The sequence below is a fragment of the Pseudoalteromonas sp. OOF1S-7 genome (assembly GCF_022347765.1).
Classification (GTDB): domain Bacteria; phylum Pseudomonadota; class Gammaproteobacteria; order Enterobacterales; family Alteromonadaceae; genus Pseudoalteromonas.
In genome coordinates this window covers 423,831-436,232 of the sequence record NZ_JAKRFZ010000003.1, presented here as the reverse complement: position 1 = coordinate 436,232, position 12,402 = coordinate 423,831, and the positions used below count along the sequence as shown (strand labels likewise).

9 protein-coding genes and 3 tRNA genes are annotated in these 12,402 nt (G+C 48.9%); 2 read left to right on the top strand and 10 right to left on the bottom strand.

The window, feature by feature from the left end; translation table 11 throughout:
- Positions 1–52: 52 nt before the first annotated feature.
- The 3 genes from MHN33_RS06810 to MHN33_RS06800 form a co-directional block, all read right to left on the bottom strand.
- Positions 53–128, bottom strand: a tRNA-Thr gene (locus tag MHN33_RS06810).
- 11 nt (positions 129–139) lie between these two features.
- Positions 140–215: transfer RNA gene (locus tag MHN33_RS06805), tRNA-Phe, on the bottom strand.
- A gap of 140 nt (positions 216–355) precedes the next feature.
- Positions 356–431 (bottom strand) — tRNA-Phe (locus MHN33_RS06800).
- Positions 432–682: 251 nt separating this feature from the next.
- Between MHN33_RS06800 and MHN33_RS06795 the strand changes: the two genes are divergently transcribed.
- Entirely contained in the window at positions 683–3,592 is a 2,910-nt protein-coding gene (locus tag MHN33_RS06795; RefSeq protein WP_239397253.1) for a hybrid sensor histidine kinase/response regulator, read from the top strand.
- A 45-nt stretch (positions 3,593–3,637) separates the two neighbouring features.
- Here MHN33_RS06795 and MHN33_RS06790 read toward each other — a convergent pair whose 3' ends face one another.
- The 4 genes from MHN33_RS06790 to MHN33_RS06775 form a co-directional block, all read right to left on the bottom strand.
- Positions 3,638–3,817 (bottom strand): hypothetical protein, encoded by a 180-nt coding sequence (locus MHN33_RS06790; RefSeq protein WP_239397252.1) that lies wholly within the window; start codon positions 3,815–3,817, stop codon positions 3,638–3,640.
- A 297-nt stretch (positions 3,818–4,114) separates the two neighbouring features.
- Positions 4,115–5,248 (bottom strand): sodium ion-translocating decarboxylase subunit beta, encoded by a 1,134-nt coding sequence (locus tag MHN33_RS06785; protein WP_239397251.1) that lies wholly within the window; start codon positions 5,246–5,248, stop codon positions 4,115–4,117.
- A 10-nt stretch (positions 5,249–5,258) separates the two neighbouring features.
- A complete protein-coding gene (gene oadA / locus MHN33_RS06780; protein WP_239397250.1) occupies positions 5,259–7,031 on the bottom strand; it encodes a sodium-extruding oxaloacetate decarboxylase subunit alpha in 1,773 nt (590 codons plus the stop codon).
- A gap of 14 nt (positions 7,032–7,045) precedes the next feature.
- Positions 7,046–7,306 (bottom strand): OadG family transporter subunit, encoded by a 261-nt coding sequence (locus MHN33_RS06775; RefSeq protein ID WP_239397249.1) that lies wholly within the window; start codon positions 7,304–7,306, stop codon positions 7,046–7,048.
- Between the two features lie 434 nt (positions 7,307–7,740).
- Here MHN33_RS06775 and MHN33_RS06770 point away from each other — a divergent pair, with 434 nt between their 5' ends.
- Positions 7,741–8,211, top strand: coding sequence for a YcxB family protein (locus MHN33_RS06770; protein ID WP_239397248.1), 471 nt, complete (start codon positions 7,741–7,743; stop codon positions 8,209–8,211).
- Between the two features lie 48 nt (positions 8,212–8,259).
- Here MHN33_RS06770 and csrA read toward each other — a convergent pair whose 3' ends face one another.
- The 3 genes from csrA to alaS all read right to left on the bottom strand — a co-directional run bounded on the left by csrA (position 8,260) and on the right by alaS (position 12,369).
- Positions 8,260–8,451 (bottom strand): carbon storage regulator CsrA, encoded by a 192-nt coding sequence (gene csrA / locus MHN33_RS06765; RefSeq protein ID WP_010386837.1) that lies wholly within the window; start codon positions 8,449–8,451, stop codon positions 8,260–8,262.
- A 90-nt stretch (positions 8,452–8,541) separates the two neighbouring features.
- Positions 8,542–9,762: an aspartate kinase gene (locus MHN33_RS06760; RefSeq protein ID WP_239397247.1), complete on the bottom strand. Its 1,221-nt coding sequence runs from the start codon at positions 9,760–9,762 to the stop codon at positions 8,542–8,544.
- Between the two features lie 3 nt (positions 9,763–9,765).
- Positions 9,766–12,369, bottom strand: coding sequence for an alanine--tRNA ligase (gene alaS, locus MHN33_RS06755; protein WP_239397246.1), 2,604 nt, complete (start codon positions 12,367–12,369; stop codon positions 9,766–9,768).
- Between the last annotated feature and the right edge of the window lie 33 nt (positions 12,370–12,402).

Here is a 12,402-nt window from a genome sequence, read left to right as displayed (position 1 = left end):
ATAGTGACCGAAACTTTATCATTTCAGTCGAACTCAAATATGAGTTAATAAATGGTGCCGACTATCCGAGTCGAACGGATGACCTACTGATTACAAGTCAGTTGCTCTACCAACTGAGCTAAGTCGGCACACTTAATAATGGTGCCCAGAGGCGGAATCGAACCACCGACACGAGGATTTTCAATCCTCTGCTCTACCGACTGAGCTATCTGGGCAAAAACTGGTTATATTGTGCTGTATAATTCATCCTGAAGCAGCGTTCCGGCTCGACGTCCTGTCTCGCGTTCGATTAGCTGCGAAGCGTTGCTTCGGTCTAATCTCACCCAACTGATTAAGTCAGGCACACCTTTTAAAATGGTGCCCAGAGGCGGAATCGAACCACCGACACGAGGATTTTCAATCCTCTGCTCTACCGACTGAGCTATCTGGGCGTGCGGCGTATTAAACGGGTTTTGCCTTGTTAAGTCAACTTTTTTTTTAAACTCAGTGTTCGACTGACCACTATTCCGGCAAAACACAGCTAATCGCTTAAATTTCCCTCTGTATTTGGTATTTTAAAGCACTTTATCACGCCGTTTTATCGCCTGTGGTGGGCAAAAACGGGGAGAATTCATCCAGCATAGGTGGTAGGATTGCATCCAACAAAGAAACATAGCACAAAAGTTGGGTCCGGAATCATATAATGGAAAACTCGTCTCAAACGAATATCAAGGGCTTCGTGCCACTGTTTATTGTCGTAACTATCATTATTGCAGCAATCTCTGCTGCCGCTGCATTTATCTGGCCTGATAAGCACCAGAATATAACCGACCCCAATAAGCGGCCCGACCTTGTGTTGCTGGCAAAAGACATCTCAACACCTTTATCACATTCCATGATGAAGCTGGGCTATAACTATGCCAAGCAAATTCTTTCAGCATTCGAGGCCAGCAACCCGGACATCGAGCTATACCTATATAGTGACAGTGGTATTGGTCAAGCCAGCTTAGTATATCAAAGCAATGAGCAGAGCATCGCACCGATAAAGCGACAAGCCAAAGTCGATCAGGGAGGAGAACTTGTTGTTCACCAACCCCTGGTGCTGGATGATTTACCAGTCGGTGAACTCATCTTAAGATACGCCCCCAAACAACCCGTATCGGCTGCCACGCCTGTGACCAGCATCATCCTGGCCGTTTGTGCTTTGTTACTGACTATCGCCTTTGGTATTTTCCTCAAGCGCCAGATCATCGGTCGTCTGAGTAAAGACCTGACAGAGCTCAATGAAGAACTACAGCATCTGCTTGATCAAAAGTCCTACGATATTCATATCACTGAAAAGCTGAGTTTTGGGCTGTCGAAAACTGCCGTGGGCATAAATCAGTTAATCAACCAAATCCGTGACATCATCCAGGGCAACCAGGCGGCGCAGAGAGAGCTCAAACAACTACAGACCAGTTTGGAATCTGAAGTGCAGGCCCGCACCCTGGCACTGGAAAAAGCCACACTGAATGCAGAACGAGCCAGTGAAGCGAAGACCACTTTCCTGGCCACCATGAGCCATGAGATCAGAACCCCGATGAATGGGGTCATAGGTACCATAGATTTACTGCGCCAAACCGAACTGGATGGAGCCCAACATCGTCTGACAACGATTATTCGTGACTCTGCCTTTTCATTATTGGGTATACTGGATGACATTCTCGACTTCTCTAAAATTGAAGCCGGCAAGTTGCAGATGGACAACAGCGTCTTTTCCGTCGCCGAGACGATTGAAGAAGTGGCCAGGGTCCTCTCATCTGTGGCAAGAAAGCGTAAGCTGGATCTACAACTGGCTATTGCGCCAGACATTCCTAACAACCTGGTCGGTGATGCAGTGCGGGTTCGTCAGGTGTTATATAACCTGTGCAGTAATGCGATTAAATTCACCACCACCGATGATGCAAAGCGTGGCTTTGTGAAAATTGCCGTGGAAGTCGCGCAAAACACGTCAGAACACTACACCTTGCGTTTTACTGTAACCGATAATGGTAAAGGGATGACGCAGGCGCAACTACGAGAGATTTTTAATCCCTTTATTCAGGCCGAAGGGTCAATTACTCGTGAATACGGCGGTACGGGGCTTGGTTTGTCTATCTGTAAAAGTTTGGTTGAACTGATGCTGGGTTCCATTCACGTCAGCTCAGACATAGGAATGGGCAGTGAGTTTGTTGTGGAGCTGCCGTTTAGTGTAAAAGGCCAGATTGCCTACGCCAATAAAGCAGTGCTGAGTGGCAAAAGAATAGCGGTGCTTACCCATGATCACGCGCGTCGAAATATTGTGGCTCGTTATCTGTCCTTTATGGGCGCGGATACTGTGGTACTAAGAGACGCTGATGAGCTTGGTGAGTATCAATACGACAGTGATGTGATCTGGGTGCTGGACGGCCTGGATGGCATGGACAAAGTCAATGGCCAGCTGCGTGATTTGCTCTACTCAATAGAACACAATAACCAGCAAGTCATCGTGCTCAGTACCATGGATGAACCGGCTTTAAACCACGATCGTATTTTCTATCTCAATGCTGCGCCGTTATGTAAGTCAAGCTTTATGATCGCCATTTTAGTTGCAGCCGGTTTACACCAACCGAAAAAGCTTAAGCCCTCGCGTTCACTAAATAAATATCTGAACGTTGATGATGCCAGAGCGGCTAATAAACTGGTGTTGCTGGTAGAAGACAATGTGCTTAACCAGCAGGTTCTGACCGATCAACTGCACTTGCTTGGCTATGGCGTAGAAGTGGCTGAGAATGGAGAAGAAGGTCTGGCACGCTGGCAACATGCCCACTACCCAATTATTCTCACCGATCTGCACATGCCCAAGATGTCTGGTTATGACATGGTTGCCAAGATCCGCGAGGAAGCAGAGCAAGCTGAGGACATTAATGCCCAACCGTACATCATTGCTATCACCGCCAATGCACTCAAAGGTGAACGTGATCGCTGCCTGGCAGCCGGTATGAATGACTATATCACTAAGCCCGTTGAACTAAATGTGCTTGAAGCCACACTGGAGACCTGGCAGCAATCCGCGGTCAAGCGGACCCAACCTCAGGCTGAGTACACGAAACAAACGGCTGCAGAAGCCGTACCGTCACAGTCCTCAGCCGAACCGCTTGCACCGCCAAGCAAACCGGCTGAGGCAGTAAAGCAAGAAGATAACATGCAAGCAGAGCAGCCGTCGATTGAACAAGAGCCTGAGCCACAACAAGCGGCGCCTCAGGAGCCAATTGATCTGGCGCAGCTGGATAAATATGTCAACCATGACACGAATAAACGACTGCGCTTTTTCCGCATGTATCTGGAGCAAAGCAGTGAGCTGGCCAGAGATATCAATGGCGCTGTGATTTCTATGAGCCAGGAAGAAATTGTGGAAGCCTGTCATCAACTCAAATCCATTTCTAAGACCATCGGTGCTCATCGGGTTGCCGAGGTGGCGGCTGAGTTTGAGCAACGTTGTAAAGGTGAAGAGTTAACCAGTGATGACCTGATCCACCTACGTGATGTCCTGGAAACACACTACCAGCAAGCCACAGAGTTTATCCAACGCTATTTACAGTCGCAGGTTGATTAATACTTAGTGCGCTCAGTAAGCAGACGACCTACTGAGCGCATCAGGCTAGCCCTGAACCATATCGTAAATCAGGCGGATCACGATAGAGATCATCACCAGAGGTAAGATATATTTGCCATACTTCTGCATTTTATCCAGTCCCATCCGGCTTTGATATTTCTCAAGTAATGGGATAAGTATCAGCAAAGCAACTATCAGGCTCCCTAAAATTATCAGAACATTCATAACTACGCGCTCTTTATGGTGGTGGCGATACCATGCCACAGCCGTACCTGCTTTGCCAAGTATCCGGTAATTTAAGGAGTACTACCAATTTCACTAAATACCTGTTCAATCTGAAGGAGCAAACATGACGCTAACGGCGTTAAAAATTTCTCATTTAGAACAACTAAATAGCAAAATTTTTGCCTAGTTAGAGACCCTATTTTCTCGCCTCAAAATAGCACACTTAAATAAGCAAATTGGTATAAGAGAAATGAAAAAAAGCGCGAAGCAGTACTTCGCGCAACAGGTTGGAGAGTGTTAACCGACTAGCGCAAGCAAGATACCCGCCGCAACGGCACTGCCCAGTACCCCCGCAACGTTGGGTCCCATCGCATGCATTAATAAGAAATTATGCGGGTTGCTTTCTAAACCGACCTTATTCACGACTCGGGCAGCCATCGGCACTGCCGACACCCCGGCCGCACCAACGAGTGGATTAATGGGGCTATCACCGGCAAAGCGATTCATCACTTTGGCCATATATACCCCAGATGCCGTACCAATACTAAAAGCAACAGCGCCCAAAACCAGGATCCCTATGGTTTCCACCGTCAGGAACTGATCCGCAGCCAACTTAGAGCCGACCGCAAGCCCAAGGAAAATAGTTGTAATATTAATAATTTCGTTCTGTGCCGAGTTACTCAGGCGATCAACCACTCCTGATTCCCGCATCAGATTGCCCAAACAAAACATCCCGACCAGCGGCGTTGCAGCCGGTAGAAACAGTAAAGTCAGCGTCAATACACCCAGAGGAAACAGGATCTTTTCTTGTTTTGAGACCGCTCTTAGCTGTGGCATCGCGATGTTGCGTTCTTCCTCTGTCGTCAGGAGGCGCATAATCGGCGGCTGAATAATTGGTACCAGCGCCATATAAGAATATGCTGCAACTGCAATAGCGCCCAACAATTCCGGCGACAGGCGCGAAGCCAGGAATATAGCTGTTGGACCATCGGCCCCCCCGATAATGGCAATTGCCGATGCATCTTGCAGAGTAAATTCAAAACCAGGTACATAGTTCAGTAAAATGGCACCAAACAGGGTGGCAAAAATACCAAACTGAGCAGCGGCTCCCAGTAACAACATTCTGGGGTTCGCGATCAGTGCACTGAAGTCGGTCAGCGCCCCGACCCCCATAAAGATCAGTAGCGGAAACACCCCACTGTCGATGCCAATGTAATACACGTAATACAGCAGGCCACCCGGATCGGCCAGGCCTGCCACCGGAATATTGGTCAGGATGGCACCAAAGCCAATGGGAACCAGTAACAAGGGTTCAAACCCCTTTGCAATTGCCAGATAGAGCAAGCCACAGCCGACCGCTATCATAGCCAGTGCAGGAAAGGTCAGGTTGGCCAGCCCCGTCGCTGACCACAGGTTTAAAAGTCCATCCATTACAGGCCTCCTATGCCAGCTCGACGATGGCGTCACCAGCCGATACAGAGTCACCTTCATTGACCAGGATATCGGCAATTTTACCGCTGTGCGTCGCGCGCACCTCAGTCTCCATCTTCATTGCCTCCATGATCAACACCAAATCGCCTTGCTCGACAACATCGCCACGTCGGGCATGGAGTTTGAAGATATTACCGGCCAGCGGAGCATTGAGTGTTTCGCCACTGCTGACCGAGGCCGATTGTGGTATCAGCTCGCTGTCCTTCACTGCGACTTCCTGTAATTCACCGCCTGGCGCAACCACCACGTTGTACACCTTACCATCCACCTGAACACTGTAGCGCTCTTGTGGTGATTTAGACTGCGCTGGTTTTGCTGCTGCCGAGTTGTTCTGTATAAGTTCAGGTTTAGGTTCAAATGCCGCCGGGTTATCTCGGTTTTGTATAAATTTGAGGCCAATCTGAGGAAATAGCGCGTAAGTAAGTACGTCATCAACCACCGCTTCACTAAGGCTCAGTGACAGGCTGTTTGCTTTTTCAAGTAAATCAGATTCAAGCTGCGCCAGTTCCGGCTCGATTAAGTCCGCCGGACGGCAAGTGATCGCTTCTGCCCCATCAAGCACGCGCTGTTGCAAAGCGGTATCAACCGCAGCCGGCGTTTTTCCGTACTCACCTTTAAGCACACCCGCCGTTTCTTTGGTGATGGTTTTATAGCGCTCCCCGGTCAATACATTCAACACCGCCTGCGTTCCGACTATCTGCGAGGTAGGTGTCACCAGAGGGAGGTAACCCAAATCTTGACGCACCGAGGGGATCTCCTTAAGCACTTCATCCAGGCGGTCACCCGCACCTTGCTCTTTGAGCTGATTTTCCATATTAGTCAGCATACCACCAGGCACCTGAGCTGACAGGATGCGGCCATCCACGCCTTTAAGGCTGCCCTCAAAGGCCGCATACTTTTTACGAACATCACGGAAGTAGGCCGCGATTTCCTCAAGCTGCAATAGATCCAGCCCGGTATCCAGCTCGGTGCCCTCAACAATCGACACCAGGGTCTCTGTAGCACTGTGACCATAGGTCATGCTCATTGAAGAAATGGCGGTATCCAGCATATCAATGCCCGCATCCACCGCTTTCTGATAGGTTGCAGTACTCAGGCCCGTTGTTGCATGGCATTGCATTGCTATGGGTACAGACACTGTATTCTTCAGTTCCCGGATCAACACTTCTGCATCATACGGTTTAAGCAATCCGGCCATATCTTTGATACAAATTGAATGACACCCCATTTGCTCCAACTGTTTCGCCTGTGCCAGCCACATCTCCAGCGTGTGCACCGGGCTCACGGTATAAGAAATGGTGCCCTGCGCATGTGCACCTACTTTAATGGCTGCCCGAATCGCAGTTTCCAGGTTACGCACGTCATTCATGGCGTCAAAAATACGGAAGACATCCACCCCATTGTGATGCGCACGCTCAACAAATTTCTCTACAACATCATCGGCATAATGCCGGTAGCCCAGCAAGTTCTGGCCCCTTAATAGCATCTGTTGCTTGGTATTTGGCATGGCTTCTTTCAGGGCGCGGATCCGATACCAGGGATCTTCACCCAAATAACGGATACAGGCATCAAAGGTAGCCCCGCCCCAGGATTCCACAGACCAGTAACCAATCTGATCCAGTTTCTCGGCGATAGGCAACATATCTTCCAGACGCATACGTGTGGCCAGTAACGACTGATGCGCGTCGCGCAGTACCAGTTCTGTAAGTTTGAGCTGTGACATAAGTGACCCCTTGATTATTTTTCTGATTGGAAGTGCTGGTTACGATATTGCGAAATCGCAGCGCTGATGGCCGCCAGGTGCTCACCAGGCACTTGTTCCGCATCTGAAGGCTTTGATTTGTTTATCCTTCGGCCTGGCTGTGTCGGCTCATCAGGGGCCGCAAATTTAGATAGCCCCTTCACTGCGATGATCAAAATAGACAAGAATACAAACACCCCGACCATGCCGGTAAGCATTAAGTTGGCGGCCTGAGCCAGTAAGGCGGTTATGTCCATCTTTGCTCTCCCCTTGTTGTTAACATTTTTTTGCGTGGCATCATGCAGATACAATAGGTAGCCACAATTTATAGATAATTATGCAATCATCATAACAAAACCGCCTGCTTTGTAAACCAACCTGTAAATTGGTATTACCAATAACAAATTACACACAATTTCAATCTGTTACGATAATCCAAATGAAAATTTAATGAAAACAGGGGAATAAATATGAAAAATAGTCAAGATACCTAACAAAAATAAACAGGTGGCATAAAAATTATTCACCCACCTCCTTACCCTGAACAGAAACGTACAATTGGTATGACCAAGGCGTCTATTTTGTAAAATGTTAACAGCGCTATACAAGGCCAATCCGCAGTTTACGTAAAGTCGCTCACACTGGTGATTTCAGGGTATAATGGATAAATGAAATAACTGGAGTTGTATTTGTGTTTCACTGCGAGTTTACGCTGGATAAAGACTACTTTCGTGAGTGTTTTGACCAATCTTTGCCTTACAGTAATGTAAGTAAGCCTAAGTATACCCTGGTGGCGTTTTTATTTGTGCTGGGTTGTGTTGCTATCTATGGTCTGGACAACGCCTACCTAGGTAATTTTCTGATTTTATTGGCTGTTTTAGAGTGTATCGCGCACTATTACCGACGTCCCTGGTGGGTGGCAAGACAAATGGTCACGCGTGCCAGTGGCAGTAAAATTACACTGAAAATTGATGAACAGGGTGTCACCGCTATCAACCCCTACAAATCTTATCAGATCCCCTGGTCAGAAGTGAATGAAATAGCAGAAACCGAGCTGGGCGTTGTGCTGGTGCGCGCAGGTACAAACCAATATATCTCTAAAAAAGCCCTTTCCATTGAGGCGATGAATTTTATTTTAAGCAAAAAAAATAGCCACGAATGAGTGGCTACTTTTTTCAATTCTACCGGGCAGTTAGCCGGGAACTATAAATTACATATTGCCCGTAGTCGGGTTAGACTTTTCAGCCTGAATACGCATGTAGATCTCTTCACGGTGTACAGAAACATCTTTAGGGGCGTTAACGCCAATACGAACTTGATTTCCCTTAACACCTAATACGGTTACAGTTACTTCATCACCTATCATTAGAGTTTCGCCTACACGGCGAGTTAGAATTAGCATTCTCTTGCTCCTGTTATTCCAAAATTTAAAAGATTCCGCGTCTTGGTCATTTTAATGAAAAGTTTCCGTAAAAGTAAGCAAAATTATTGCTTAATCACCACTTTCCAGTTTAAAAGCGTCATGCAGAGCACGTACTGCCAACTCAAGGTATCGCTCATCGATTAATACTGAAATCTTTATTTCTGAAGTTGCAACTAACAAAGGTGAAATATTCTCTACTGCCAGCGCCGAAAAGAATGTACCGACATTTGCAGAGTGCGACTTTAACCCCACCCCTACCGCTGAGATTTTTGCAACCGCAGAATTACTAATGATTTCAACTGCCCCTAACGTGTGCTGATGTGTCCTGAGCACGTCCAGCGCCTGCAGATGATCATTGCTATGCACAGTTAAAGCATAGTCTATTTTGTCAGTCTGTTGATTCATTTGGCTGATCATGTCGACTTCTATCGCATAATCACCTAAAAGTGACAAAATTGTGGCCAAGGTAGCGGGGCCTTCGGGTGCTTGTCTAACGATCAACAGACACTCGTCTTTCTGATGGGCAATCCCCGACACCACTTTATTATTCATGGGGTTATCCTCGTAGTTTATCAAGGTCCCGGTATCCGGTTTGAAGGTAGATAAAACACGTAGTGGTAAGGTATAACGTCCTGCCGCTTCCACAGAGCGGATCTGCAATACCTTAGCGCCCAAACTCGCCAGTTCCAGCATTTCCTCGAAGGTGACCTGAGTCATCCGACGCGCTTTAGGCTCAATGCGGGGATCGCAGGTATAGACTCCATCCACATCAGTGTAAATCTGGCATTCATCGGCTCCCAACGCTGCGGCTATCTCTACGGCACTGGTATCCGTCCCGCCACGGCCTAAGGTAGTAATATTACCTTCCTGATCACGCCCCTGAAATCCCGCAATGATACTAATATGGTGTTGTTCCAGCTCTTGTTGTAAACGTGCGGTATCGATATGTGCAATCCGGGCTCGACCAAACATGTTGTCGGTAACAATGCCAACCTGATCAGCCAATAAACTGATGGCGGAGTGGCCCCGTTTAATAATGGCCATGGCCAGCAAAGCAATCGACACCTGCTCGCCGGTACTCAGCAGCACATCCAGTTCTCTGGGGCTGGGTCGAGCGTCTATCTGTGTGGCCAGTTCAACCAGGCGATTGGTTTCACCGGACATCGCAGACAGCACCACCACCACTTGGTGGCCAGCCTGTCGAGTCTTGACCACCAAGTCGGCGACCGCTTCGATGCGCTCAATCGACCCCACCGAAGTGCCACCAAACTTTTGAACAATAAGGGCCACGTGTTACTGAGTTTTCTCAGCCAGCCAGCCTGAAACACTGGCCAGCGCCGCATCCAGGTTTTGTGGTTCAGAGCCGCCAGCCTGCGCCATATCCGGGCGGCCACCACCTTTGCCCCCCACCTGAGCGGCCATATGGTTAACCAGTTCTCCCGCTTTCACACGACCTACTAAATCTTTGGTCACACCGGCGATAAGGCTGACTTTATCTCCATTGGCCACGCCCAGCGCAATCACCCCTGAGCCCATTTTGTTCTTCAGGTCATCGACCATGCCACGCAGTGCTTTCGACTCGGTACCTGCAACATTCGCAACCAGCACTTTAATGCCGTTGATGTCCGTCGCCGACTCAAGCAAAGACGCGCCCGCCGCACTGGCCAGCTTATCGTTCAGCTGAGACACCTGCTTTTCAAGGCCCTTGGCTTTCTCAATCAGTGCCGCAACTTTATCCAGCGCGCTGCTGTTATCGCCTTTAACCAGTGCCGCTATCTCAGCCAGGGTTTGCTCCTGATTGGCCACATAATTAATGGCTTCAGCACCGGTTACCGCTTCAATACGGCGTACGCCCGCTGCAATACCGCCTTCAGAGACAATCTTAAACAAGCCAATGTCACCGGCACGAGACACGTGTGTGCCCCCACACAGTTCAATAGAGTAATCGCCAATCGAGACTACGCGCACTTCGTCATCGTATTTTTCACCAAACAGCGCCATAGCGCCTTTTTCTTTGGCTGCCTCTATGTCCATTAACTCGGTATTGAGTGCGAAGTTAGTACGGATCTGGGCATTCACGGCATCTTCAATCTCACGCAGTTGGGCTTTGCTCACCCCTTCAAAGTGAGAAAAGTCAAAGCGCAGCTTGTCTGCCATAACCAGAGAGCCTTTCTGAGCAACGTGCTCGCCCAGCGCCTGGCGCAATGCTTCGTGTAGAATGTGTGTTGCTGTGTGGTTTTTCTTGATGTCTTCACGGCGCGCTGCATCCACCTGGGCATCCGCTTTGTCATTAACGCCGATACGTCCGCTAACCTGACCGTGATGCGCAATGGCATTTCCCAACTTTTGTGTGTCTGTGACAACAAACTCACCCGCCGCGACCTTGAGGCTGCCGGTATCACCAACCTGACCGCCCGATTCGGCGTAAAACGGCGTGCGGTCCAGTACCACAATACCCGTTTCACCGTCTTCAAGCACTGAAACCAACTGGCCTTCTTTGAACAGCTCCACCACAGTGCCGGTATAGTGAGTGGCATCGTAACCTTTAAAGTCTGACGATTTGTCAGATTTCAGCTGCTCGTTGTAGTCGGCACCGAACTTACCGGCCTGCTGAGCCATCTTGCGCTGTGTTTCCATGCAGTCTTTGAAGCCACGCTCATCGATGGTCATAAAGCGCTCACGCGCCACATCCGCGGTCAAGTCAGCCGGGAACCCATAGGTATCATACAGTTTAAATACGACGTCACCCGGGATCACATCACCTTCGAGTGAGGCCAGGTGCTCCTCAAGAATAGCCAAACCACGGTCTAGTGTCTTACCAAATTGTTCTTCTTCAATACGCAGGACTTTTTCGATGATGGCACCTTGTTTGACCAGCTCAGGGTAAGCGTCACCCATTTGCTCACTCAGGGCACTGACCAGCTGATAGAAAAATGCCCCTTTGGCACCCAGCTTGTTACCGTGACGCACTGCACGACGAATGATACGGCGCAACACATAACCGCGTCCTTCATTGGAGGGCATCACCCCATCGGCAATCAAAAAGGCACAAGAACGAATGTGGTCCGCGATAACACGCAGTGACTTGTCTTCGAGATCCTGCGCACCGGTTACTTTAGCCGCAGCGGCAATCAATGCCTGAAACAGGTCAATTTCATAGTTGGAGTGCACGCCCTGCATGATCGCAGAAATACGCTCAAGACCCATACCCGTATCAACCGACTGTTTAGGCAGCGGTTCCATCGTGCCATCGGCGTGACGGTTATACTGCATAAAGACCAGGTTCCAGATCTCAATAAAGCGGTCGCCGTCTTCTTCAGGTGAGCCCGGAGGTCCGCCCCAGATCTCTTCGCCGTGGTCAAAAAAGATTTCCGAACAAGGACCACACGGACCGGTATCACCCATAGACCAGAAGTTATCCGAAGTTGCGATACGGATGATTTTATCTTCTGGCACACCCATGTCTTTTGCCCAGATATCATAAGCTTCCTGGTCGTCATGATAGACAGTGACTAACAACTTTTCTTTAGGCAGGTTGATTTCTTCAGTCAGAAACTCCCAGGCAAAGCGAATGGCATCTTTTTTGAAGTAATCGCCAAAGCTAAAGTTGCCCAGCATTTCGAAAAAGGTGTGGTGACGTGCAGTATATCCTACATTTTCCAGGTCATTGTGTTTCCCCCCGGCACGCACACAGCGCTGTGAGCTGGTCGCGCGGTTGTATGGACGTTTCTCACCGCCCAGAAACACGTCTTTAAACTGCACCATCCCGGCATTGGTAAATAGCAACGTGGCGTCATTACCCGGGATCAGTGAACTTGAAGGCACCACCTGGTGTTGTTGTTTGGCAAAGTAGTCAAGAAAGCTCTGCCTTATCTGTGCGGTCGTCATCTGCTGCATGTGCTCATTACCCTTTATTGCTGCTGTAGTGAC